General features: G+C 64.3%; 24 protein-coding genes and 1 tRNA gene. 14 read left to right on the top strand and 11 right to left on the bottom strand.

Translation table 11 applies throughout. The annotated features are described in order from the left end of the window. Positions 1-367, top strand: a 367-nt coding sequence (locus tag ACX80G_RS05435; protein ID WP_459306208.1) for an HNH endonuclease, incomplete at its 5' end; no start/stop codon positions are given. A 240-nt stretch (positions 368-607) separates the two neighbouring features. Here ACX80G_RS05435 and ACX80G_RS05430 read toward each other — a convergent pair. Then, the gene (locus ACX80G_RS05430; RefSeq protein ID WP_459306206.1) at positions 608-1,993 is read right to left on the bottom strand and encodes a GH1 family beta-glucosidase; all 1,386 of its coding nucleotides are present in this window, start codon (positions 1,991-1,993) and stop codon (positions 608-610) included. Positions 1,994-2,123: 130 nt separating this feature from the next. Here ACX80G_RS05430 and ACX80G_RS05425 point away from each other — a divergent pair, with 130 nt between their 5' ends. Together ACX80G_RS05425 and ACX80G_RS05420 are read left to right on the top strand one after the other, a co-directional pair. Beyond that, positions 2,124-3,020 (top strand): CPBP family intramembrane glutamic endopeptidase, encoded by an 897-nt coding sequence (locus ACX80G_RS05425; RefSeq protein WP_459306204.1) that lies wholly within the window; start codon positions 2,124-2,126, stop codon positions 3,018-3,020. A gap of 50 nt (positions 3,021-3,070) precedes the next feature. Continuing rightward, a complete protein-coding gene (locus ACX80G_RS05420) occupies positions 3,071-3,880 on the top strand; it encodes an enoyl-CoA hydratase/isomerase family protein (RefSeq protein ID WP_459306202.1) in 810 nt (269 codons plus the stop codon). A gap of 127 nt (positions 3,881-4,007) precedes the next feature. Here the strand turns inward: ACX80G_RS05420 and ACX80G_RS05415 are convergent, their stop codons facing one another. The 4 genes from ACX80G_RS05415 to ACX80G_RS05400 form a co-directional block, all read right to left on the bottom strand. Continuing rightward, positions 4,008-4,244, bottom strand: a complete 237-nt coding sequence (locus ACX80G_RS05415) for a DUF1059 domain-containing protein (RefSeq protein WP_459306201.1) — start codon at positions 4,242-4,244, stop codon at positions 4,008-4,010. Between the two features lie 82 nt (positions 4,245-4,326). Beyond that, complete coding sequence (locus tag ACX80G_RS05410) at positions 4,327-5,220, bottom strand: sigma-70 family RNA polymerase sigma factor (protein ID WP_459306199.1); 894 nt, start codon at positions 5,218-5,220, stop codon at positions 4,327-4,329. Between the two features lie 212 nt (positions 5,221-5,432). After that, a complete protein-coding gene (locus ACX80G_RS05405; protein ID WP_459306197.1) occupies positions 5,433-5,912 on the bottom strand; it encodes a Dps family protein in 480 nt (159 codons plus the stop codon). Between the two features lie 225 nt (positions 5,913-6,137). Then, positions 6,138-7,637 carry an FAD-dependent oxidoreductase gene (locus tag ACX80G_RS05400; RefSeq protein ID WP_459306195.1) on the bottom strand — a complete coding sequence of 500 codons (1,500 nt, stop codon included), beginning with the start codon at positions 7,635-7,637 and terminating at the stop codon, positions 6,138-6,140. Positions 7,638-7,760: 123 nt separating this feature from the next. On the opposite strand from ACX80G_RS05400, the gene ACX80G_RS05395 reads away from it, so the two are divergent. Genes ACX80G_RS05395 through ACX80G_RS05385 form a run of 3 tightly spaced genes read left to right on the top strand, consistent with a single transcriptional unit; the run spans position 7,761 to position 10,896 of the window. Continuing rightward, positions 7,761-8,840, top strand: a complete 1,080-nt coding sequence (locus ACX80G_RS05395) for an acyl-CoA dehydrogenase family protein (RefSeq protein ID WP_459306193.1) — start codon at positions 7,761-7,763, stop codon at positions 8,838-8,840. Beyond that, a complete protein-coding gene (locus tag ACX80G_RS05390; protein WP_459306191.1) occupies positions 8,834-10,195 on the top strand; it encodes a bifunctional PIG-L family deacetylase/class I SAM-dependent methyltransferase in 1,362 nt (453 codons plus the stop codon). The genes ACX80G_RS05395 and ACX80G_RS05390 overlap by 7 nt, the downstream gene beginning before the upstream one ends. Beyond that, positions 10,192-10,896, top strand: coding sequence for a glycosyltransferase family 2 protein (locus ACX80G_RS05385; RefSeq protein ID WP_459306189.1), 705 nt, complete (start codon positions 10,192-10,194; stop codon positions 10,894-10,896). The genes ACX80G_RS05390 and ACX80G_RS05385 overlap by 4 nt, the downstream gene beginning before the upstream one ends. Positions 10,897-10,913: 17 nt before the next feature. On the opposite strand, the gene ACX80G_RS05380 is transcribed toward ACX80G_RS05385, so the two are convergent. The 3 genes from ACX80G_RS05380 to ACX80G_RS05370 all read right to left on the bottom strand — a co-directional run bounded on the left by ACX80G_RS05380 (position 10,914) and on the right by ACX80G_RS05370 (position 12,206). Next, positions 10,914-11,132: a hypothetical protein gene (locus tag ACX80G_RS05380; protein ID WP_459306187.1), complete on the bottom strand. Its 219-nt coding sequence runs from the start codon at positions 11,130-11,132 to the stop codon at positions 10,914-10,916. A 104-nt stretch (positions 11,133-11,236) separates the two neighbouring features. Then, entirely contained in the window at positions 11,237-12,034 is a 798-nt protein-coding gene (locus ACX80G_RS05375) for an SDR family oxidoreductase (protein WP_459306185.1), read from the bottom strand. Between the two features lie 95 nt (positions 12,035-12,129). Then, a tRNA-Val gene (locus tag ACX80G_RS05370) sits at positions 12,130-12,206 on the bottom strand. A 176-nt stretch (positions 12,207-12,382) separates the two neighbouring features. Here ACX80G_RS05370 and ACX80G_RS05365 point away from each other — a divergent pair. The 4 genes from ACX80G_RS05365 (at position 12,383) to ACX80G_RS05350 (ending at position 15,563) form a co-directional block, all read left to right on the top strand. Further along, the gene (locus tag ACX80G_RS05365) at positions 12,383-12,619 is read left to right on the top strand and encodes a DUF2630 family protein (protein WP_459306183.1); all 237 of its coding nucleotides are present in this window, start codon (positions 12,383-12,385) and stop codon (positions 12,617-12,619) included. Then, a complete protein-coding gene (locus tag ACX80G_RS05360) occupies positions 12,619-13,287 on the top strand; it encodes a haloacid dehalogenase type II (RefSeq protein ID WP_459306181.1) in 669 nt (222 codons plus the stop codon). The genes ACX80G_RS05365 and ACX80G_RS05360 overlap by 1 nt, the downstream gene beginning before the upstream one ends. Positions 13,288-13,510: 223 nt before the next feature. Then, positions 13,511-14,878 (top strand): TrkH family potassium uptake protein, encoded by a 1,368-nt coding sequence (locus ACX80G_RS05355; protein ID WP_459306238.1) that lies wholly within the window; start codon positions 13,511-13,513, stop codon positions 14,876-14,878. Continuing rightward, positions 14,871-15,563, top strand: a complete 693-nt coding sequence (locus ACX80G_RS05350) for a potassium channel family protein (protein WP_459306179.1) — start codon at positions 14,871-14,873, stop codon at positions 15,561-15,563. The genes ACX80G_RS05355 and ACX80G_RS05350 overlap by 8 nt, the downstream gene beginning before the upstream one ends. A gap of 81 nt (positions 15,564-15,644) precedes the next feature. On the opposite strand, the gene ACX80G_RS05345 is transcribed toward ACX80G_RS05350, so the two are convergent. Both ACX80G_RS05345 and ku read right to left on the bottom strand, forming a co-directional pair. Further along, on the bottom strand, positions 15,645-15,914 hold the full coding sequence (locus tag ACX80G_RS05345) for a hypothetical protein (RefSeq protein ID WP_459306177.1): 270 nt from the start codon (positions 15,912-15,914) through the stop codon (positions 15,645-15,647). Beyond that, the gene (ku, locus tag ACX80G_RS05340; protein ID WP_459306175.1) at positions 15,914-16,774 is read right to left on the bottom strand and encodes a non-homologous end joining protein Ku; all 861 of its coding nucleotides are present in this window, start codon (positions 16,772-16,774) and stop codon (positions 15,914-15,916) included. The genes ACX80G_RS05345 and ku overlap by 1 nt, the downstream gene beginning before the upstream one ends. A 45-nt stretch (positions 16,775-16,819) precedes the next feature. Here ku and ACX80G_RS05335 point away from each other — a divergent pair, with 45 nt between their 5' ends. The 4 genes from ACX80G_RS05335 (at position 16,820) to ACX80G_RS05320 (ending at position 22,094) form a co-directional block, all read left to right on the top strand. Further along, positions 16,820-17,311, top strand: a complete 492-nt coding sequence (locus ACX80G_RS05335) for an SRPBCC domain-containing protein (RefSeq protein WP_459306172.1) — start codon at positions 16,820-16,822, stop codon at positions 17,309-17,311. A gap of 61 nt (positions 17,312-17,372) precedes the next feature. Then, the gene (locus tag ACX80G_RS05330) at positions 17,373-19,838 is read left to right on the top strand and encodes an ATP-dependent DNA ligase (protein ID WP_459306170.1); all 2,466 of its coding nucleotides are present in this window, start codon (positions 17,373-17,375) and stop codon (positions 19,836-19,838) included. 64 nt (positions 19,839-19,902) lie between these two features. Continuing rightward, positions 19,903-20,367: an SRPBCC family protein gene (locus ACX80G_RS05325; protein ID WP_459306168.1), complete on the top strand. Its 465-nt coding sequence runs from the start codon at positions 19,903-19,905 to the stop codon at positions 20,365-20,367. A 245-nt stretch (positions 20,368-20,612) separates the two neighbouring features. After that, positions 20,613-22,094: a flotillin family protein gene (locus ACX80G_RS05320; protein ID WP_459306166.1), complete on the top strand. Its 1,482-nt coding sequence runs from the start codon at positions 20,613-20,615 to the stop codon at positions 22,092-22,094. 13 nt (positions 22,095-22,107) lie between these two features. On the opposite strand, the gene ACX80G_RS05315 is transcribed toward ACX80G_RS05320, so the two are convergent. After that, positions 22,108-24,195 (bottom strand): caspase family protein, encoded by a 2,088-nt coding sequence (locus ACX80G_RS05315; protein WP_459306164.1) that lies wholly within the window; start codon positions 24,193-24,195, stop codon positions 22,108-22,110. Positions 24,196-24,300 lie beyond the last annotated feature (105 nt).

The raw sequence follows: 24,300 nt of genomic DNA, 5'->3' as shown, positions 1-24,300 counted from the left end.
GAGGATCCTCACCCACCCCTTCACGGGGGCCAGGTTGGGTGCTGATGCGACCACGTACCGGGTCCCCAAAGACCTCCAAGATGCTGTGAGAGTCAGAGACGGGACCTGTCGGCATCCGGGGTGTAATCGGTTGGCGGTGTTCTGCGAACTCGACCACACGATCCCCTGGTCCCGGGGCGGGACGACCAGTTACTCAAATCTTGCAGCGCTCTGTAAACGTCACCACATGTTCAAAACGGAGGGTTTCTGGCATTACACCCAACCTGAACCCGGGACGATCATCGCGATCTCCCCCGCCGGGGAAACCTACACCACCAAACCCAACCCACCACCAACACCGCGACCAGAAACCCCACCACCGTTCTAGGGTGAAGCCCCTCCGTTCGCTTCAATACCACCGCTGCGTGGGGATCTCTCGGTTGGCGGTTGTCTAACGGATGCTGACCTCTCGATGATCACAGCTGCCACCGACACGGAGTTTAACTGGCCACCCGGTAGGGGGGAGCGTGCCCCTTTTGCCCCCTCCAGACAGCCTTTTACCTGTCGCTCTTGCGCCTGTGTCAGATGAAGTAATAGTCCGCCATCAGGGGATGGGCTGCCAGGTTCGCTACTTCGTTGGAGGGTTTTGCTCGGTGGGATGCGGGCCGCTGACCGAGCGGATGATCTCCGCGTAACGGTAGAAGGATGCACGCGGCACCCGCTCCAGTGTCGCGGGTTCCAATCGCACCAGACCAAACTTCTTCGTATACCCCTCCTGCCATTCCCAGTTGTCCATCAGGGTCCAGTGGAAATAGCCGCGCACGTCAATGCCGGCGGCCACTGCTTCACCGATCGCCGCGAGATGCTTCTCGAGGAACTCGATCCGCCGGGTGTCCTGCAGACCGCCGTTCCGGCCAGCCGACCCGCCCTGCGGTTCGTCGTCGTACGCGCAGCCGTTCTCTGTGACGTACACCGGGGGTAGATGGGGATACGAAGCCTTGAGCTGCTTCAAAATTGTGGGTAGACCGGCAGGCAGGACGGGCCAGCCGAAGTCGGTGACCGGGACGCCGTCGTACGGCTTCGGAGCAAAAGGCACCGGGTAAAACGGGGGAGCCGCCCCGACCTTGGTGGGGAAATAATAGTTGACGCCGTAGAAGTCCAGCGGTGCTGAGATGATTTCCATGTCGCCGTCCTGGATTACCTCGAAGGAGATCCCGTCCACCTCCTCCAGTTCGGGCGGATATCTGCCGGCGAGGACCGGGCCGGCGAACTGGCCGTTGTGATAATGGTCGTAGAGCACCGCAAGACGCGCATCCTTGTCGGAGTCTGTGGCAGGTTCCACCGGGGAATGGTTATTGACGATTCCCACTGGGGTGGAGAGGGTCTCGCGCAGAATCCGCACCGCGTGACCGTGCGCCAACAGTAGATGGTGAGCGACGACGAAGGCACTGCCCAGCAGCATCAGACCCGGTGCGGCGTGTCCGATCGCATGCCCGACGCCGGCATGCACCACCGGCTCATTCAGGGTCATCCAGGCAGCAACCTTGGTGCCGAACTCGTCGCGAAGGATCCGGGTGTAGTCGGCGAAGGCGCCAACCGTGTCACGGTTCTGCCAGCCGCCGGCATCCTGTAGCGCAAGGGGCAAGTCCCAGTGGTAGATGGTGACCCAGGGCTGAATGCCGCGCTCCAGCAAGGCATCGAGCAGTCGATGGTAGAAGGCAACGCCCTCCGGGTTGGCCGGTCCGCGACCCATCGGCTGGATCCGCGGCCAGGCGATCGACATCCGGTACACCTGCCCGCCCAATTGCTGGAGCAGGTCGAAGTCCTCGGCATACCGATGATAATGATCGCAGGCGATCGCAGCGCTCGACGCATCAAGGATGTTCGTGTGGGTCCTCGCGTAAGCGTCCCAGATACTCTCGCCGCGCCCGCCCTGGTGGATCCCGCCCTCAATCTGCGCGGCAGCGGTGGAGGTTCCCAAGACAAACCCGGGCGGTAAACCAAACTCATTCATCTATTTCACCCGTTCTAACGCTCGGACTGATTCCTTTACCTAAAACCCCTAAACACGTTTGGTCAATGGCATCGGCCTGCGATGTCGGCGATTGCTGCGGTCAGTGAGGCGTGCGGGTAGTGTGCTGACTATGCGGATCAAACCCACCCCCGACCCGTCCGGGGCGCAGGCAGCTGGTCCAATAGACGGCCTGAACGGTGCGCCACACGCCCGGTTCGCCAACCCCGCACAGCATAGCCCGGCAGGACCCCTCAGGCCGGGGTGGGGACTCTGGCAGGCGGCAACCGGTCTGGTGCTGGTACTGGCGTTACCCCTGGGGGCTACGCTGGCCCTCTCCTCGGTCCTCCCGTTCGGGCCTGAGCTGGTCTTCGTGTCATTGTGCTTCACCTGGATCGCCCTTCTGGGGACCAGCATTCTCGCATCGCGGGTGTGGGGCTTCGGATCGCTGGCCAGTGACTTCGGGCTGCGGTTCAAGTGGATCGACCTGGCGATCGGGGTTGGCGTGGGCATCGCGGCGCGCATCATCCTGGCACTCGTACAGGTGATCATCACCCTGCTCTGGCCACTCGGTGAAGGTGAAGTTCTGCAAGGAAACGCCGGAGTCTTCCTGACCGGCGACACTGGCTGGATCTTTGTGAACGCGGTCCTCGGCGGGGCGCTGATCGCGCCGTTCCTTGAGGAACTCTTCAACCGTGGACTCGTCCTGCGTGCCGTCCAGAACGCATGGTGGTTACGTGGCTCCGCCAAAGGCAAGGTCTCGCCCGCAACCCCACGGCGCTCCCTGACGACTGCGACAGTGGTGGCAATCCTCATCAGTTCCCTCGCCTTCGGCCTGCTGCATACCGGCGCGGTTGCCGACCTCCGCTCCTCGGTCTACCTGCTGGTCGGCACCTTCACGGTGGGAGTAATCTGCGGCGTCCTTACCGTGTGGACCGGCCGACTGGGGCCAGCGATCATCACCCATGTGGTCTTCAACGGTTCAGCAATAGGGCTGCTCTTGATCCTCCCGCCCGAGCTGCTCCCATAGATCGCCTATTCACCACCTAAGTCACCGCCGACAGGAAAGCGCCGCAGCCCATGCAGCTCAAGCAATATTCGACCGTCCTGGTCACCCACGAGGACTCATTGGTCACCATCACCCTCAACCGGCCGGAGGCGCTCAACGCTCTGTCGTCACAGGTACTCGACGATTTGGAGGCCGTCTTCAACGTTCTCAGCACGGCGGCCGACGACGGCGACTGGCCATTCCGCGGCGCAATCATCACCGGAGCGGGCGAGAAGGCATTTGTAGCCGGGGCGGATATTCGCGAAATGGCCGCAATGACACCCGATCAAGCCTGGGCGTACAGCACCAGGATGCAGGCGCTTACGCTCACGCTGGAGGCTCTCCCGGTACCGGTTATCGCTGCAGTCAACGGGTACGCCCTGGGCGGAGGATGTGAGCTGGCGATGGCCTGTGATTTCATTTATGCCACAAGAGCAGCCTCTTTTGGCCAACCGGAGGTGAGTCTGGGGCTTGTTCCGGGGTTCGGTGGTTCCGTCAGAATGCAGCGCAGGGTGGGACCCGCCGTAGCCCGGGAACTGCTCTACACCGGTCGGCGTATCCCAGCGGATGAGGCGCTTCGATTGGGCCTCGTCAACGCGATTTTCAGCGACCAGGATGAGCTGCTCGCGGCCGCACGGAAAACGATCGGAGCAATTGCCAGGCAATCTCCCACGGCGGTCGCCGCGGTGAAGGAGACGGTGGCACGCGTAGAGGGTCTATCCACCACCGACGGTCTGGCCATCGAAGCCGAATCCTTCAAGCAGGCTTTCACTACGTCGGACATGCGCGAAGGAACCCGGGCCTTTCTTGCCAAGGAAAAACCCGCCTTCCCCGGCAACTAAGCGGGGAAGGCGGGTCAGCGGGCACCGGGTGGTGCGGCGCGCGAAGTCGGGTTAGATCAGCTCGGCCGCGGCTAGCCAGTCGGCCTCTTGAGCGCCAAGACCGATGTCACAGTGCGCATCCGTGCACTCAACCCGGAGGGAGCTCGGCGTAGGCGCGCTTGACTCCGTTGTACCAGTCGAGCGCTTTCTTGGGTCGCATCCAGCGGCGCTTCATTTCGTCACGTGCCTCCGCGTGTTTGACGTCCCCCGCCTTGACTGTCTCCTTCAGGTGCCGGTCCTGTGCCTTAATAATCTCATCGGCTGTTGCCGCTCTGTGCGCTAGTTCGCAAGGTCCGCCAAGATCGTGGCAGGTCATCGTCTTCATGGTTTCCTCTTCCTGGCGTCGCGCCCTGCGGCGGCTCCTATCCCTTTGACGAGTGGGTGGCCAAATATGTGACCGAACCGGCTCAATCCGTTACGGATCCGGTCATGTCAGGCATAACGGTTAGCCCGGTGCGACGAACGATACCCGCGAGCACCTCCGGTTCGGCACGAAACACGATCGACTCTATTGCGCCATCTACAACGGCGAAGTCAAACGCGACCATGGGCCGCCCGCGGTGGAACCAAGCGGCACCTGGTCGACCATTGACAAATACCGGAAGCGCTGCGTGCGCGCTGCCGTTGAAGAAGCGCGCAACGGCTTCTTGACCCTCGATTTGTTGGGGGGTGCCCGACGCGATCGCCGCGGCGTCGGCCCTCACGCTCGCTCCGGGAGCGAGCAGGGCCAAGAGCCGGATCAGGTCGCTCCCTCGCGCGGCTGCCATGAAGGCATCGACGACTCGCCCGTCGGTGACTGGTCCGCCCCTCTGTACGTTCGCGACCTTGGCGCGCGCTCGGGAGGCGAGCTTCCGGGTGGCGGCCGGGGTACGGCCCAGTATCTCGCCGATAGTGTCGAAGTCGTAAGCGAACGACTCGTGCAGCACGAGCGCGACACGCTCATTCGGGGTCAGACGATCGACGACCACCCGCAACGCCTGGCCGACGGACTCCCTCTGCTCGACTGACTCAACCGGGTCGTGACCAAGGTTCCTTGGCCCGCCGCGGTCCCCCGCGAGCGTCGCAAAAGTTTCCTGGAATTCATGGGGAGCGGGTACCCGGGCGCGAAGGCGATCGACGCACAACCGCGTGGTTACCTTGGTCAACCAGGCCGGAAGATTCTCAATCTCGGCCGCGCTATTGTCTAGCCGGAACCAAGTCTGCTGCACGATGTCTTCAGCCTCATGACGATCGTCGAGCACCCGAGTCGCGACGCTGACAAGTCTGGCTCGCTCGCACTGGAATACTTCTGCCTGCTCCACGGATTCATACTATGGCTCCATCCGCTCCGATATCCAGAACGCAGAGGACAGAGGGCAAGCCCCAAGCGACACTGATCACCTCAGCACTGGAGATTTACCTACCGACCCGGCGAAGGCAACAGTGCCAGTAGATCAGCGCCGCATGACGAAACGACATCTCGGTCAAACCGGACTCATCGGCCGCCTTGAGCGAGCGGAAGATCAGCGGACGCCTAGACCCTGGCGGGCTTCGTTACCGTCGCCGTCGGCTCCATGTTTTCAGCGTCAACCATCCACGCGTACTGTTCAAGCTTTTCGATGAAGCCGTGCAGGATGTCGGCCGTGGTGGGATCTTCCTCGTCGATCTGATCGTGGACGTCACGCATAGTTTTCACAGTGCCCTCAAGCATTGCGACGACCATGGTGACCGTGTCCTTGGTCGAGACCAGTCCCGCCGGGAACTCATTGAGGGTGGTGCCCTTCGCAACTGATGTGCTGCGGCCATCGGGTACCGCATGCAGGGCACGCATGCGCTCGGCGATCTGGTCGGCGAAGAGGCGGGCGTCGTCGATGATCTCATCAAGCTGCAGGTGCATGTCGCGGAAGTTCTTCCCGACGACGTTCCAGTGAGCCTGCTTTCCTTGTAGGTGGAGCTCAATGAGCTCCACCAGTACGGCCTGCATGTTATCGGTCAGTGTTTTGGACGCCTTCATAACTATCCTCCTGTGAGTCGGACCAGCCCGCCCGATCCCGGGAGAGTCAAAGTAAGGGGTGAATGCATCTTCACCCTAGACCGCGAATGTTGTGGAAATCCAGCGGGAACTACTACCATAAGCCACCTTAGTAGCTCTTGTGGCGTTGGCCCCACCCGTGCTCAACCCTCGCGCCGAGCTACCCGGCAGGCAGCTGGCGCTCACGGCCGGGTACCCACCGGCCGGTCAGGAACCTGGCGTGAGGTCGCGGGTAGCAGGTCCTTCCAGAAGGGTTCCATCCGCGGTAAAACGTGAGCCGTGCAGGGGACAATCCCAGGACCGTTCGGCGTCGTTCCAGCCCAGGACGCCGCCTAGGTGCGGGCAGACCACCGATACCCGGTGGGTCACGCCGTCGACCACGCAGACGCCCACAGGCCGCGCACCGTTGCGAACCACGATGCCCTGACCCTCCGGTGGACTCACCGTGCTGGTGCGGGCCAGCCCGCCCAGCCAGCCGCTCAGCAACTCCAACCCGGCGCCGGCGTTCGACCTGACGGTGCTGAGCGCGTCCTGCCGGGCGATCCGAGTGGCGTAGAGCTTGTTGGCCCAGGGCATCTGTCCACCGAGAATCTCGGCCGATAAAGCCAGCGCGGCTGCCACCGCGTTGGTCATACCCCACTTGTTGTAGCCGGTTGCCGTGTAGATTCGGTGGCGGCTGAGGGGCAGCTTGCCCACGTAGGGCAGGGCGGACGCAGGTTCGTAGTCCTGCGCGGACCAGAAATGAACCGGCCGCGCCGCTGGAAAGTGTCCCCGGGTCCAGCGCACCAGATCATCAACGAGACCCTGCGTGTGGCTTTCGCGGCCCACCCGGTGCCCGTTGCCGCCGACAATCAGGTAGCTGCGACCGTCGACGACGGCGGTCCGCAGGGAACGCGTCGGCGAGTCGATGGAAAGGTACATCTGGTCGACACCCTGCGGCGCCCCGTCGTCGACGGCGAACGCCACCGCGTAGGACCGCTGCGGGGTAAGAACGGAGAAGTGGCCCCCACGGTCGAGGATCGGCGTACCGGTTGCAAGGATCAGGTTTTCGGCGGTCACCGACCCGCGCGGGGTATTGACCTGGATCTTGTCACCCTTGAGCCTGCCGGTGCTGATTCCTTGCACCCTGACCCCCTCAACGAGGTGACCGCCGTGGGCCCGCAGGTCTGCCGCGAGGCCGGCAAGGCCCTGCAGGGGGTGGAATTGCGCCTGTCCGGGGAGGCGCAGCACGCCGGTGACAGCGAACGGCAGGGTAGAGACATCCTCCAGGATGGGCGTCAACCCTGCCTGGAGGCAGGCATCACGCTCGGCTGCGAGGGCAACAGCACCGGAATCCGTGACCGCGTAGGTGACCGCATCAGTGGTGTCGAACGGAATCCCGTGGTCACTGCAGAAACGCAGCAACCAGGACTGTCCCTCAAGGTTCCCGGTGACGTAGTGACGCGCGATGTCGGCGTCGTGATGCCGGATAATGGTGGACAGCTGGGTTCCTTGCAGAAGCGAGATTTTACCGGTGGTATTCCCGGTGGTGACATCGCCAGCACGTCGGGCCTCCAGGACGGCGACTCGTTGGCCGGATCGCGCAAGCAGCAACGCGGTGCAGATCCCGGTGATTCCGGCGCCTACCACCACAGAGTCGAAGCTGGCATCAGGAGTAAAGGGGTCGGTCGGGATGTGGGGCCGAGTCGCCTGCCAGAGGGATGCCATCGGGTGCCTTCCGCCGTCGGAGTGTGGGACCTAAGCCCACTCCGAAAATCCTCCCCCGTCAAGGCGTCGCCCGTCTCGCCAGGTTTCCCGACGACGACGAACCCGGATTGACTAAGTATGCTGATGATTGGATCGCCAGAGGAAGAGGACCATGTGACGACGCCGAAGCGGGCAGTACTTTTGACGAGTGGGTCAGACACAGAGGCTGCCCTCAACGACCGGGACGCCCTCTACGACCGGGCGCTGGCCGCTGCAGGGTCGGTGCCGCATGCCCTTACTCTGGCCGCGGACGTCGGAAAGATGACCCCAGTTCCCGGCGCGGGATCGACTGTAGTTCTGTGGGAGACGCTGGCGACCCTCGCCGCCGCTGATCTGTCGGTCGCCCGCACCGTCGAACCTCATTTGGACGCCCTGGCCATCTTGCAGCAGGCCCAGCTGCCGGTGACTGCCGGCACCTGGGGTGTGTTCGCCGCCGAAGCACCCGGAGCCCGCCTTGATGCGAAGCCAGGCATCGACGACGCCTGGCTCCTGACCGGACGCAAGCCCTGGTGTTCCTTGGCGAGCAGGCTCGACCTGGCGGTGGTGACGGCTCACGTCCCCGACGGCGAACGGCGTGCCTTCACGGTTGACCTGCGGCAGCGGGGAGTCACAGCAATCTCCGGTACCTGGGTGAGCCGCGGGCTCACCGCAGTGGACAGCGGGCCCGTCGACTTCGACCAGGTACCCGTTTCACCGGTCGGCCCCGACAACTGGTATCTGGAACGCGACGGGTTCGCCTGGGGCGGATTGGGGGTAGCTGCGTGCTGGTACGGCGGAGCGGTAGGTGTCGCCCGGCGGCTGCTGCGCTCGTTCGGGGAACGACCACCTGATCAGGTGGCGCTGATGCACCTCGGCGAGGTGGACTGGCACCTGCACGCAGCCCGGGTAGCGTTGGCCGGGGCAGCGGCCGACGTCGACGCCGGCAGGGCGGCGGGCGCTGCTGGGGCGCTGCTTGCCGCACGGGTCAGGGGGATCGTTGCGGTCGCCGCCGAATCGGTACTCTCAACGGTGGCTCACGGGTTGGGGCCCGCCCCGCTGGTGCTTGAGGAAGACCACGCGCGGCGGGTTGCCGACCTGCAGGTCTACCTGCGGCAGCATCACGCCGAACGCGATGCAGCGTCACTGGGGCGCCACCTCCACCAAACGGAGGTTGCCCCATGGTGACCTTTACCCATGACGAGGCAGGGACACCCGAACAGAGCTGGAGCCAGGACTGGCGGAGCGACGCGCAGCTCAGCCTTGAGGCACTCTTTGACGGACGGATGCCTGAGCGCGTGATGCTGGTCGCAGCGCACCCTGATGACGAGACGCTCGGCGCGGCCGGGCTGGTCCGCCGTCTGGCCAGCGCTGGAGTGGCAACGGACATCGTCGTCGCCACCAACGGCGAAGCGTCCCATCCGAACTCCCCGACACACACCCCGGTTCAGCTGGCCGAGGTGCGGCGAAGGGAACTGGAGGAAGCCGTGGAGTTACTCGCGCCCTCAGCGCGGACACATTTCCTCGACCTACCCGACGGCTTGCTGGACGCTGGGGAGCTCGTTGGCCAACTGCGCCGGATTGCTGCGATGGGCGGACGGCCTGACGAACGCCTCCTGCTGGTGGCGCCCTGGCGGGGGGACGGGCACGGCGATCATGAGGCCGCTGGCGAGGCGGCAGCCATGCTGGCCACCGACTTGAATATGCCGTTGTTGGAATACCCGGTATGGCTCTGGCATTGGGCGACCCCGGATTCCCCGGAAGTGCCCTGGGAACGCCTTGCGGTGCTTGACCTGGCCGGTGACGAGCAGGCGTTGAAGCAGTCGGCGTTGCTCCTGCACGCCAGTCAGACGGCGCCGCTGTCCGGGGCGCCCGGTGATGAGGCTCTGCTCGCACCGGCGTTCCTTGACCACTTCGCCCGCGGTTTTGAAACCTTCATCCCCACTCCAACCTCGGGTGTGTTTGAGCGGTTGCACGCGGCAGCCGACGACCCGTGGGGGCTCCAGGACCGGTTCTACGAACGCCGCAAACGGTCGGTGGCATTGGCGCTGCTGCCGAGGGAACGGTTCGCCGCAACACTCGAACTAGGGTGCTCGATTGGGGTGCTCTCAGCCGAGCTCGCGGCGCGCTCAGATTCTTTACTTGCTCTGGACATCAGCCCAACGGCGGTCGCTGCCACCCAGCACAGACTGGCTGGCTATCCGGCCGCCACGGCCCAGGCGGCCTCGGTGCCGCGGGACTGGCCCGCAGGCGAATTCGATCTCATAGTAATTTCCGAGGTGGGATACTTTCTCACCCGTCCGCAGCTGCTCGACGTCGTCGCCCGGGCGGTCGCGTCCTTGACTCCCGACGGCGTGGTGCTGCTCTGCCATTGGCGTCACCCGGTGGACGGCTGGGAGTTGGACGGGGACACCGTGCACGAGATTTTCCGCAGGTCATCACCGCTGGCTCTGTTGGCTGAACAATGCGAGGAGGATTTCCGCATCGACCTGTTGGTCCATCCACCGGCGGTCTCGGTGGCCCGGGCGACCGGTGTGCTGTGACAGCCCAGCAGCTCCCCGAGGTTGTCGTCGTCGTCGTTCCCGCCCGGAACGAGGAGGAGAGCCTGCCGCTATGTCTTGCCGCCCTCGACGTGGCTAGCGGGGCGCTCGCGGACGCCTACCCCACCGTTGACCTGACGGTCATTGTGGTGCTGGACGGCTGCACCGACTCGTCAGCGGAGGTGGTGAGAGAGTATCCGTTTGCCCGGGCGCTGGATGTCGATTTCGCGTCGGTCGGACCAGCACGCCGGGCGGGCATCGCTCACGCCATCGAGCGGGTAGGTCGGCCGCCCGGCGGGATTTGGGTGGCGAATACCGACGCCGACACCGTGGTGCCACGACACTGGCTTGTCGAGCAGTGCCGGTTGGCTGCCCAAGGAGTGCAGTTGGTGTTGGGGACCGTGGTGCCCGATCCAGCGGGGCTAGGCGTTGAACGGGAGCGGGCCTGGCACGCGGCGCATCCGCTCGAGCATGGGCACAACTACATCCATGGGGCAAATCTTGGATTCCGGGCGGATAGCTATCTGCTGGCAGACGGGTTCGCGGCGCTGGATGTCCACGAGGATGTTGATCTGGTGGATCGCCTGAAAGCGCTGGGTGTCACATGGTCGGCTGTGGATACCATCAGGGCGACCACCTCCGCCAGGACGATGGGCCGCACGCCGGGCGGGTTTGCCGGCTATCTGCGGGAGTTGCCGCTGTAGCCGGTAGTGGGTCGTGACTAATCGGCCCGCTTGAGCCGGTAGCCGTCGTCGCAGTGAATCAGGCGTCGACCCGCGCCGCCGTTGAGCTGGATCCACAGCACCGACGCGTCGTCGGTGCGCATCTCGACGACGCCAGCTACCGGCCCGTCGCTGTGATGATTGAACGCGACCTGCTGCCCGCTGCGGAGGGTAGACCAGTCCTTGATGTGATCGCGGGATGGCGATGAAGTGTCCATGGACGGAATTCCTTTCAGTACGGGAGGCTGATAACCCAACGTACTGTCCCAGCCTGAACAGCAGGTGAATGCCACCTGAGCGTCCGGGGCCGCCCGGACGCTACTTAAACCGAGCGCCAGTCTCCGCTCGTCAGATGCGAGCCGGCCTGCGGGCCCATCTGCAGCATGCCGCCGTCTACCACCCATGAGGCGCCGTTGACGTAACTGGACGCGGGGGATGCAAGAAACCCAATTACCGCTGCGACTTCCTCGGCCGCTCCGGGGCGGCCCAGGGGAATGCCTGGTCGGTCGACATCGTGGGGATCCTTGTCGCCGGCGTCGTTCATCGGTGTCGAAATTTCCCCCGGCAGGACAGCGTTGGCGGTGATCCCCTGGTCGCCCAACTCCAGGGCGATGGTCTTGATCAGTCCGCCGAGGCCGTGCTTTGATGCGTCGTAGGCGGCCGAACCGACGCGGGGCTGCTCCTGGTGAACGCTGGTGACGGCGATGATCCTGCCGCCGTTTCCCGCCGAAATCATTGTCGCAGCGGCGCGCTGGATACAGACGAACGCCCCGTCGAGGTTGGCGGCGACGGTACCCCGCCATTCGTCGTAGCTGGTGTCCATGAAGGGGGTGCCGCCGTTGACGCCTGCGTTGTTGACGAACACATCGACTCCACCGAGGTCGCTGATCATCTGGTCCACCACGTCGCCGCATGCTGGGGCATCGGTGGTATCGAGTTGGGCAACCACCGCAGCACGTCCAAACTCGCGGACCAGGCGGGCGGTTTCGTTGGCGCCGTCCTCGTCGGAGTGCCAGGTGATCCCGACATCGCACCCAGCCTCTGCGAGGGCAAGGGCTGTCGCCCGGCCAATTCCTGAGTCGGATCCGGTGACTATTGCGGTGCTGGGTGAGTATGCCATAGCTCCATCCTTCCGACGATCGAGCTTTGAAAGCAAGCCTGCTGGTCTCCCGGTTAAGCCAAACCGGCCCGCCGCGATGAGCGAAGGGCCGGTAGTGGTGCCTGCGCGGGGCCTTGATCCCCGGGCCTTCCGCGTGTGAAGCGGATGCTCTACCAGACTGAGCTACACAGGCGAGTGTTCCGCTGCGCATCAGCGCAGAGCAACAGCTCCCAGTTTAGGCCATCCTCGGGCTGTGCAAAATCCGAAAGTTCTTTGACGCTGCGCCAGGATGCAACGGGCTGGTTTTTCGGCCCAGGACTACATAGCCTGACACCCTGAAGCCACACACAACGTCGAGGAGATTTCGTCATGGAAAACCGGGACCTGCTGGAACGCATCCAGAAGCTCGTCGATGAAGAACACCAGCTCCGGGAGGGCACGGTCGAGGACGCCGAATCCCGCCGTGAGCGGCTGCGCCGGGTGGGACAGGACCTTGACCAATGCTGGGATTTGTTGCGCCAGCGCCGCGCCCGGCAGGACGCCGGCGGTGACCCGGCCGACGCCGGGGCACGCCCAATCGACCAGGTAGAAAGCTACCGGCAATAATGGCTACGCCGGTCATAGTTTTCGACGTCAACGAAACCCTCTCTGATTTGTCGCCCATGGCGCAGTATTTCGCGGAGGTTGGAGTGCCCGAGGAGCTGGCGGGCAGTTGGTTCGCCGGGGTGCTGCGCGACGGTTTTGGCCTCGCCGCTGCCGGCGCCAACGAACGGTTCTCGGTCATCGCCGACGCTACGCTGCGTTCGATTCTCGCGGGCCGGCGGCTCAACCGCAGCATCGACGACGCCGTCGCCCATCTTCTGGGCTGCCTGCAGGCGTTGCCGGTGCATCAGGATGTTCCCGACGCCGTCGGGCGGCTCGCCCATGCCGGGCACCGCCTGGTGGCGCTCACCAACGGCGCGACTGCTACGGCGGACTCCCTCCTGAAGCGGGGTGGGGTGCGGGAGCATTTCGAACTGCTGCTGTCCGTTGAGGATGCTCCGCTCTGGAAGCCCGCACCGGCGTCGTATGCGTACGCTGCCGTCCGCTGCGGCACCGCCCCCGCGGATATGTTGCTGGTTGCTGTGCATCCGTGGGACATTGACGGGGCAGCCCGGGCGGGCCTGCAGACGGCATGGATCAATCGCTCCGGCGTCCCGTATCCCACCTACGCCACGCCACCGACCTATACCACCGACGGTCTCGCCGCCCTGGCGGACCAGCTCACCCGCTAAAGGGGCGGCCCCGTGAGGAGATGCAGTGGGCTAACTCCGGGACACCTTGGCCATCAGACCGTAAAGAACCCATAAAGATCGCCGGTTCTGCCTAAGACGGGCGGTTCAATTGAGACGTTAGCCCGCGGCTCTGCGGGGCCGTCGATCTGTTGAGTGGTTGGTTCACGCGGTGAAGTCCTTCAAGGCCGTCGTCGATGGGGCGCGCGCTTGGGTTGCGCCTGCCATGCACTCGGCGGCCCGCTGGTTGGCCACCGTGGTGGAAGCACTCTCGCCGAAGCACCCGGCCCAGTTCATCGTCACGGGGTTCGCCGCCGCCATCGCTGTGGGCACCGGCCTGCTGATGCTGCCAGTCTCCAAGGTCGGTCCCGGCGGCGCGACCTTGCTCGAAGCACTCTTTACTGCCACATCAGCTGTCTGCGTGACGGGGCTGACTGTGGTCGACACCGCCGTGTACTGGACGCCACTGGGGCAAGTCATCATCCTGGCGTTGATCCAGCTCGGCGGGTTCGGGATCATGTCTTTCGCCTCCCTCCTGGGAGTGCTGCTTGCGCGCCGACTAGGACTGAAGTCCCGGATTTCGGTGGCCGCCGAGACCAAGAGCTCAGGATTCGGTGACGTCCGGCGGGTGCTGCTGGGGGTGCTGAAGGTGACACTTGTGGTTGAGGCAGCAACCGCCGTCGTCCTCGCGGTGCGGTTCTGGGCGGGCTACGGCCACAGCCCGCTGGATGCTGCCTGGCTGGGGGTCTTCCACTCGGTCTCATCCTTCAACAACGCCGGTTTCGCCCTTTTCAGCGACAACCTCATGAGGTTCGTTTCCGATCCGTGGATCTGCCTGCCCATCGCGGTTGCCGTGATCATCGGCGGAGTCGGCTTTCCCGTCGTTTTCGAACTGCTCAAGGAGTTCCGGGTGCCCCGGCGCTGGAGCATGAACACCAAACTGGTGCTCAGCGGAACGGTAATCCTGTTGTTCACCGGAGCACTTTTCATTACGGCGGTTGAGTGGTCCAATCCCGGGACGCTCGGCCCGCTCAGTACCCAGGACAAGATCCTGGCCGGGTTTTTCCAGTCGGTGCAGACCCGCACCGCAGGCTTTAACAGCGTTGACCTGAGCCAGGCCAACCCGGTGACCTGGCTCATCATGGACCTTTTGATGTTCATCGGCGGTGGACCTGCTGGAACTGCGGGCGGTCTTAAAATCACTACCTTCGGGGTGCTGTTCTTCATCCTATATACGGAGATTCGCGGTGGTGCCGCGGTGAACGTGTTCGGAAAGCGGCTGCCTCGCTCAGTACACCGGCAGGCAATCACCGTGGTGCTCCTCTCGGTGGCCTTGGTCGTGGGTTCCACCATGGTCCTCATGCTGATCACCGACGTCGGTCTTGACCGGCTGCTGTTCGAGGTGGTTTCAGCGTTCGCAACCGTGGGACTGTCCACGGGGATTACCGCTCAACTTCCAGCCGCCGGGCAGTTGGTCCTCGTGGCTGTCATGTTTGTCGGACGGCTGGGCACCATCACCCTCGCATCCGCCCTGGCCCTCCGGTCACGGCCCGTTCTCTACGAGTTCCCGAAAGAAAGGCCACTCATTGGCTAGCCTATTTTCCCCGAAGACCCTCGACCGGATCGCTGAAGCTGACTCCGTTGCGGTGATCGGGCTCGGTCGGTTCGGTGGATCCCTCGCGCTCGAACTGGCCGACGCCGGCACCGAAGTGCTGGGAATCGACGCCCGCGAAGATATTGTCCAGGCCTTCAACGGGCGGCTGACCCATGTGGTGCGTGCAGACTCGACAAACCCTGAGGTTCTCCGGCAGCTCTCGGTCCACGATTTTGATCGGGTTGTGGTGGGAATCGGCAGCGATCTGGAAGCGAGCATCCTCACCACCTCGCTGCTGCTGCGATTCGAGAAAACTACCATCTGGGCGAAGGCAGTCAGTGAAGCCCACGCTCAGATCCTTGTCCAGCTCGGTGTTGAGCATGTCATCCGTCCGGAACACGACATGGGCAGACGGGTAGCCCACCTCGTGCGGGGGGCAATGCTCGACTATGTTGAATTTGAAGACAACTTCGCTCTCGTCAAGACACGTCCGCCCCGCGAAATCTGGGACCGGGAGTTGGGAACAACTGGCATCCGTGCCAGACACGGTGTCACAGTCGTCGCGGTCAGACGAAGCGGCGGCGAGTGGGGTCACACCACGGCCCAGACCACCCTGTACAGTGACGACCTCATCATCGTTGCCGGGCCAACCGCGAAGGCCGAAGCCTTCAGCGCGCTCGCCTAGAGTCCGGTGGGCAGGGCAGGTGGGGTATCGCTTCGTTCCTGGGAATTCTGGGGGTTCCCGGGGGACAACCCCGGCAGCGGGCTAGCGTAGCGCGAGCCAGCCCAGGGTCACCGCGCCCAGGGTCCGGCGGAACCCACTCTCGCCATTTACTAACTCCAGTACCGCCCAGAGACCCAGGCAGGCGATACTGACGGTCCGCAGAATCCGCCGGTTGTCTTCCCGCCGCGCCATCCGGGAGGCAATCCCAAAGATGGTCCACCCGAGCACAGGTGCGTTGGGAGCCTGCGCGATGGTCTGTTCGCCCCGCGAATTGGTGAAAAAGCCGGACAGGGGGGAGGGCGGGTAGGCCATCAGGCTCCTTTCGATTTTGCTTTGGCTGGTGCAGTGGTCTTCGGCTCGGACGCCTTCGTGCCGGCGGCGCCCTTCTTCTCGCGATTCTTTTCGACGCTCCGCCGCAGCGCCTCCATCAGGTCCAGGACCTTGCCGCCGCCGTCGTCACCGGATTCCCCGAACGTCTCCTCCGTGTCGAGCGCCTCACCCTTCTGAAGCTTCGCGTCGATGAGGGTGCGCAGCTGTTCCTGGTACTCGTCGGTGAAGTTCTCGGGGTCGAAGTCGGTGGAGAAGGAGTCGACCAGGGCCGCCGACATTTCCTTCTCCTTGGCCGAGATCCGCACCCGCTCATCGAGAGCCGGGAACTTGGCCTCCCGCACCTCGTCGTCCCACAGCAGCGACTGGAGCATGAGCACATCGCCGCGGACGCGGAGGGCACCAAGCCGGCTCTTTTGCCGCAGTGTGAACTGAACGATCGCCGTACGGTCAGTCTCCTCAAGGGTGCGCCGCAGCAGGACGTAAGCCTTGGTGGAGGTCGAATCCGGTTCCAGGAAGTAGGAGCGGTCAAGCATGATCGGGTCGATCTGGTCGCTGGGAACGAACTCCACGACGCCGATCTCGCGGCTTTTCTCAACGGGAAGCGTAGCAAAATCCTCTTCAGTGAGCACCACGGTGCGCTCACCGTCGTCGTACGCCTTATCGATGTTCTTATATTCGACCACCTCCCCGCAGATTTCGCAGCGACGCTGGTAGCGGATACGACCGCCGTCCTTGTCGTGGACCTGGTGGAGGTTGATGTCATGATCTTCGGTGGCGCTGTAGACCTTGACCGGCACGTTGACCAGCCCAAAAGCGACGGCGCCCTTCCAGATGGCTCTCATGTACCAAGTGAACCAGTGTTTGGGTTCCGCCGATACGATGGCTTGGTGAATCCTGAAAAAGCCCAGCCCATGGTCGCCAAGACGACAGTCGACGGGAAGCCGGCCCTCCGGTTCGAGATGCGGTACGACTTCCCCGCAGCAGTGCTGTGGAAGCACCTGACGGACCCACGCAAACTCAAGTACTGGTTCCCCTGCGAAATGGACCTGTTGCCACGCCGGGGTGCCGAGGTGACCTTCACGTTCCCCGGGGAGCGGCCCACGAAAGGCAAGGTCCTCGACGCTGAGAAGCCGCGGCTCCTCGCCTACACCTGGGACCGTGAGGTGCTGAGCTGGGGGCTTGAGAACGACGGCGATTCCGGTTGCCTGCTCTCCCTGACCAACACCCTGCAGGATCCGGAGGCGGCCGGCAACTCGGCAGCGGGTTGGCACTTCACGCTGATCGGCCTCGACGACCTGCTGAACGAGCGGCCGCTCGGGCAAAACCCCGCCGACTGGGAGCGGCTGGTGGCCCAGTACCAGGAGCAGTTCAGCGACTGACCCCGGGGTGGCTGGTCTCCCATGGGTGGAGTTTGGTGCCATTCCGGACAAGACTGGTCCAATGGGTTCCAGTAAAGGCCAGCTGCAGCAGACCGTCACTGTGGACGGGCAGCGCCTTCGGCTGACCAACCTGGACAGGGTGATCTACCCTCAGATCGGCACCACCAAGGCTGACGTCCTCGCCTATTACGCCGCCATTGCCGGGTACCTGATCCCGCACGCCCGCGACCGCCCGGTCACCCGCAAACGCTGGGTCAACGGGGTGGGGACGGCCGAGAAACCCGGTCAGGTGTTTTTCCAGAAGAACCTCGAACAGTCGGCACCGGTCTGGGTGCAACGCCATCCGATTGCCCACACGGACCATGTCAACCTGTACCCGATGGTCAATGACCTGGCCACCTTGACCTGGTTCGGCCAGATTTCCGCCCTGGAAATCCATGTACCGCAGTGGCGGTTCGGGGTTGACGGGGAAATCAGCAACCCGGACCGGCTGGTGCTCGACCTTGACCCGGGAGAAGGGGTCAGCCTCGCGGAGTGCGCCGGGGTTGCCCGCGACGCCCGCGCAATCCTGGAGGATATGGGTCTCACGCCGTACCCGGTCACCAGCGGGTCGAAGGGCATCCACCTCTATGCGGCGCTGGACGGCTCGCAAACCTCCGACGAGGTGTCCACGGTGGCCCACGAGCTGGCCCGCGCACTTGAAGCCGACCACCCCGACCGGGTTGTCAGTGACATGAAGAAGTCCCTCCGCGGCGGCAGGGTGCTGGTCGACTGGAGCCAGAACAACCGGAACAAGACCACTGTGGCGCCATACTCGTTGCGCGGCAAACTGCTCCCGACCGTCGCCGCCCCCCGTTCCTGGGCGGAACTGGATGACCCCACGCTGGCGCAGATTGACTACCGGCAGATGATGGACCGGGTGCATGAGCTGGGCGACCTGCTCGCAGGACTCGACGACCGACCGGCGGAAGGCCGGAACGACGACGACGCCACGCCGGGCGATGGTGCAGGTTCCACCGACCGCCTCCACACCTACCGTTCCATGCGCGACGTCGCGAAAACGCCGGAACCCATCCCCGACGGCGTGGGTCATGCCGGCGGCAACCGGTTCGTCATCCAGGAACACCACGCCCGCCGGTTGCACTACGACTTCCGGCTGGAGCGCGACGGCGTCCTCGTCTCCTGGGCGGTGCCCAAGGGTCCCCCGGACGCCCCGGACACGAACCATCTCGCCGTCCAGACCGAAGATCACCCGCTGGAATACTCAACCTTTGAGGGCACCATCCCCAAAGGGCAGTACGGCGCGGGGGAGATGTACATCTGGGATTCCGGCACCTATGAGGCGGAAAAGTGGCGTGAGGGCAAAGAGGTGATCTGTACCGTCCAGGGCCGCGACGACGGCGGGCTGGCCCGCAGCGGCAGCGCCGTCCGGCGGTATGCCCTGATCCACACCGGGGCCGGCGGGAGTTCGGGCGAAAGGAACTGGTTGATGCACCTGATGAAGGACCAGGGGTCTGACCACGGTTCGGGGGTCAAACCCCTGGCGGCCAACAACGAAACACCGCCAGACCTCACGCCGATGCTCGCCACATCGGGGACCAACGCTGACGTGACCGTCGGGGACGACTGGGCCTTTGAAATGAAGTGGGACGGGGTCCGGGCCATCGCCACGGTCACGCCCGACGGAGTGCGCCTGACCAGCCGCAACGGCAACGACATGACCCTCCTGTATCCCGAGCTCGCTGACCTGGGCGATTACGTCAACGGGGAGAACGCAGTGCTGGATGGGGAAATCATCGCCCTGAACACGTCGGGGCGCCCTGACTTCGGACTCCTGCAGAACCGGTTCAACCTCACCAGGAGTGCGGAGATTGACGCTGCGCGGCGCAAGGCGCCGGTGCACTTCATGGTCTTCGACCTCCTCCACCTTGACGGAAATTCGCTCCTGCAACTGCAGTACGACCAGCGCCGGGAAATCCTCGAACAGGCAGTCGACACTCCCGCGGACGGCCATATCCAGGTACCCCCGGCCCTGGACGCCACCCTTGAGGAAGCAGTAGCGGCCAGCCGTGAACTGGGGCTTGAGGGAGTCATGGCGAAGCGCACCCACGGCACCTATGCTGCCGGACGGCGCTCCCGGAGCTGGATCAAGATCAAACACCAGCTCACCCAGGAAGTGGTGGTCGTCGGATGGCGGCCGGGGAAGGGTAGCCGGGCGCACAAGGTTGGGTCCTTGCTGGTCGCCGTGCCCGACGGCGTCGACCTGAAGTATGTTGGCCGGGTCGGGTCAGGACTGACCGAACGCGACCTTGCGGAAATCGGGTCCCGGCTCCGGAAAATGTCCAGAAAAACTGCCCCGCTGGCCGACGTGCCAGCGGCCGACGCGTCGGACGCGCACTGGGTACGCCCGGCGTTGGTTGGGGAGGTCCAGTTCAGTGAACGGACCGGCGCCGGAAAGCTGCGGCACCCTGTGTGGCGCGGTTGGCGCCCCGACAAACTGCCGTCCGACGTCGTCGTCGAAACCTGATGAGCACGCTTCATCGGCTGCATCCAGCAGCACACTTATCCAACACCATCAAAGGAGAACAAGAATGAGTGACAAGACCATCACCGCAACCCGCGTCATTGACGCAGCAGCAGACGCCATCTTCAACGTCCTGTCCAACCCCGAGCGACATGCGCAGATCGATGGCTCAGGCATGGTGCAGTCTGACGAGAAGTCCGACCGGATTACTGCTGTGGGACAGATGTTCACCATGAACCAGCACTGGGACAAGCAGGGCGGCGACTACAAAACCGACAACCATGTGGTGGGTTATGACCACAACAAGCTCCTGGCCTGGAAGACGGCCGAGGCCGGCACCGAACCGGCGGGATGGCAGTGGGTGTGGGAGCTGACGCCGCAGGGCCCCGACTCCACCGAAGTGACGCTCACCTACGACTGGAGCAGCGTCACCGATTCGGCGGTGCTCAAGCGGGTGTCGTTCCCCGCTGTGTCCGCCCACGACCTTGAAGCCTCGCTGAACAATCTGGCTGCCGCAGTGTCGGAGGCCTAGCCTTTCCTGCACTGCTCGTCGTCGGGCTGCCGCTCTCGCAGTAAGAGCTGCGGCCCGACGGCGTCGCTGGACCCCTGAAGCCTCTACGGTCCGGGAACGGGTCGTGTACGGTCCATAGGGTGGCGTCCGACACATGACGGGCGGTGGGGGACCGCACGGGCTCTCCAGTGATCACCCAGCCAATTCGGCCGGGCACTGGAACTTCCGGCCACTCAACCTTATTGAATCCCACAGAAGGGGCTGTAGTGGACCTCAGTCAGTTTATTGTTGTCGGCATTGTGCTTGCCGTGCTGGTGGTGTTGGCAGTTGTCGCCGCCATCGTCGCACGTCTCGCACTGCGGATTGCAAGCCCGTCCGAAGCACTGATCATCACCGGCAAAGGCAGCCAGGAAAGCCAGCGCGTGGTGTTCGGCCGCACATTCATCAACCCGTTCAGCCAGCGTGCGTTCTCCATTTCGCTCGCCTCACGCCAGGTAACCCTCCAGATTGAGGGCATCTCCAAGAACGGCATCAAACTGCGGCTCACCGGCGTCGCCCAGATCAAGGTCGGCGGCGACGAAGAAGCGGTCCGCCGGGCGGCCCAGCGATTCCTGAACCAGCAGGACCAGATCGACCATTACACGCAGGAAACCCTTTCCGGTTCGTTGCGTTCCATCGTGGGCACACTGACCGTGGATTCCATCATCAAGGACCGCGCTTCCTTCGCCAAGAGCGTCAAGGAAGAGGCCGAGCATTCGATGCACAACCAGGGTCTGGAGATTGATACCTTCCAGATCCAGTCGGTCGACGACGACTCCAGCTACCTGAAGAACCTCGGCCGTCCCGAGGCGGCCCTCGCAGAGAAGCAGGCGAAGATTGCTGAAGCGAACGCGGCCCAGGAAGCCGCCGAGGCTGCCGCGATTGCCGACGAGCAGGTGGCGCTCGCCGAGCAGCGCCTGGCCATCCGCCGGGCCGAGCTCAAAGAGGTGGCTGACGCACGGCAGGCCCAGGCCGACGCCGCGGGACCACTTGCCGCAGCCGAGCAGCGCCAGTCGATTCTGGTCAAGGAGCAGCAGGTTGCTTCGCGGCAATCCGAGCTGCGTGAACGTGAACTGGATATTGAGATCCGCAAGCCTGCCGACGCCGAGAAGTACCGGGTGGAGCAGGAAGCCGCGGGTAAGCTCGAGCAGCGCAAGCGTCAGTCGGAGGCCGATCAGGTTGAGGCTGAAGTGGCGCTGACCAAACGGCGCCTGAGCGCCGAGGGTGACAAGGTCACCGCCGAGGCGGAGGCCGCAGCGAACACCGCGCGCGGTAACGCAGCGGCGTCAGTGACCCGAGCCAACGGTGCAGCCGAGGCGGAAATCATTGCGCTCCGCGGTCAGGCGGAGGCAGATGTGGTCCGGCAGAAGGGAATTGCTGAGGCCGAGGGAATCGAAGCCCAGGCCAAAGCCTACGAACAGTTCAACGAAGCCGCCATTCTCAACAAGGTGATGGAAATCCTCCCGCAGATCGCGCGGGAAATCGCCGCCCCGATGGCGGGAATCGACAACATGACGGTCATCTCCAACGATGGTGCCACCCAGTTGAGCAAGAACGTATCCGGCGGGCTGCAGGAGACCTTCCAGCTGCTCAAGGACACCACCGGGCTGGACGCCGTCGCGATGTTGAAGAACTGGGGCGGTGCCAAGGACGGTGCCACCCCGGCATCGGCATCGCCGACCGAGAACACTCACCCGGCTGTCGTCTAGCTGTCCAGCGGTTTCATCCCTCAATGAAATCGGCAGTTGCCCGTAGGAAGGATGCCGCCGCACGTGCGCGTGCGGCGGCATCCCCCGGGGCGGCAGCCACAAGCTGACCCGCCGGTCCGGGCGCAGGGCGGAGACCCTGTCCCTCAAGCGCCGGCACGGCCAACGGTGCCGTCAGCGGTGCCAGGAACGTCCTGGTCGCCGCGGCGGTCACGCCGTAGAAGTACGGATTTTGCCGTGGTTGATGGGCGAATGATTCAAGCACCTGCGCCAGGAAATCCGCGTTGGTGATCTTCTCGGCGCTGGGGACCAGCAGCAGGCTGGCCGCGGCGGTGAAGTCGCCGTGCCCACCCGTCTCGTAAGCCACCTCGTCGGGCTGACAGGCGCTGAAAAGCAGCTCCCGGGCGTTGGCGCGCCGGAGCGTACTCGTGGCGGAACCGCGCCGCAGCCTGAAATTCCTGGTGGTGGTCTCATCTGGCACGAGGAACCGGGCCCGCCGCCCATGATCGGCCGCCTGTTGCGCTCCATCAACGACCGCGACGCCGAAGGACGGTAACAGCCGGGTGCCATCGCCAGAATGGCAGGAATCGAAGAAGCCTGTCAGGCTCACGCCGTCGGGCAGCAGATCGAAAATCTCCCCGAGATCGTCGTCGATAATCAGGTTCCCGCCCTGGAAATCCACCGGGCAGAGGGCCTCATCGTGCAGTCTCTCCTCGTTTCCTGCCTCCTTTTCGTCGCCGTCGAGATCGTCGACGTAGGTCCCGTGACCTGCGTACTGCACCACCAGCACGTCCCCGGTGGTGCTGCGGGTGACTAGATCGAAAATCCCCTGGAGGATGTTGACCCGGGTGGCCTGGGCGTCAAGGAGCGTGGTGACATCGAACCCGACCGATTCCAGGTGCTTACCCCAGGCCTGAGCGTCGGCCACACAGCCATGAAGCTCGCTACCGGGAGGATAAGCGTTGATCCCGATGCACAGGGCACGGCGGGTGCTCACCGGCGGGTCCTCGCGGGTGATGGACGCTACGGCCCAGGGTTCGCTCGCCGCCCGGGTGCCGAAGGATTTCGGCTTCTTCCCGGTGATCCGGCGGGCAACACTTTCCATGGTCGAAGAATTGTCGTCAAAACCCCCATGCGAGGTTGCAGTGCTCCGGCGGGTCTCAGGCCCACCCTCGGTCACCGACCAGACCACCTCGGCTTTCGCCTTGGCGCCATCCGTATTGAAGAACTTCCGCAATTCCGGGTCCGCGTTGACGCACTCCTGCAGGCCGAGGATCGGCGTGAATTCCTCCTTCTCGAAGGACGCCCGGACCAGATAGAGCAGCGACTTGCCGTACCCACCCGGGCAGGTGTCGGTCAGTTCCGTATCCTGCGTCATGGTGAACATGGCCAGGGACTTGATGCCTTTACCGGTCTCCGGGGCAAGCATCGCCTTGAAGGTGTCCGTGCGGACAGCCGGAGCCAGCAGGCTCACGGTGGTGAACTCCGGAACGCCGGCCTTGAGTGCGGCTGGCACAAAATGGGAGTGGAAGATGGAACCGGCGCTATGCCCAACGGCGTGCACGGTGGTCTGGGGATGGGCTGACACATACTTCGCCAGTGCTTTGGCGACATAGAGCGCCCCGCCTCCGGGCGCTGACGCATCCTCGGCGAACTGCTTCATCTCGCCCCAGATTTTCTCCCCGTTGGCCGCCCTCGCCAAGAGCTCGATCGCCCTGTCCTTCATATCACCGAGCACCCCGCGGGCGCCGGGCAGTGAGCCGAACACCGCGTCGAGGAAGCCGGTCTCCCAGACGAAGAAGATCGGATACACGCCGTTCGATTTCCACCACTCGCTCTGCAGATGGGCTGACCGCAACCCGGCACCCTCGCTCACCAGGCCGCCGTGGGCGTACAACATGATCGGTACAGCTGAGTCCGCGGGAGCGAAGGCGGGAAGATGCCGCTCGAAAATGGCGTCCACGTCCGCGGCGGTGGTGCTGGTTTCCCCGCCCGTGGAGAACCTGCCGCGGGTGAGGTTCACGATATGGGGCTTGAGGGCTGCGATCTGCCCGGCACTCAGCCCTGAGCCGCGTGGGACGGTCGCGGCGGTGGGGGTACTCATTGCTACTCCTTGGTGAGCGGTTCGCTTCGGTAGCAGTGCCACGGCGACGGCGACCGCACAGGACGCAGTATCCGCCGGGGCGCGTTACCGGGGTGTTACTGGGGC

This window comes from Arthrobacter glycogeni, assembly GCF_054510815.1.
The sequence above is the reverse complement of the archived record's forward strand: the minus strand, read 5'-3'. Positions and strand labels throughout refer to the sequence as shown.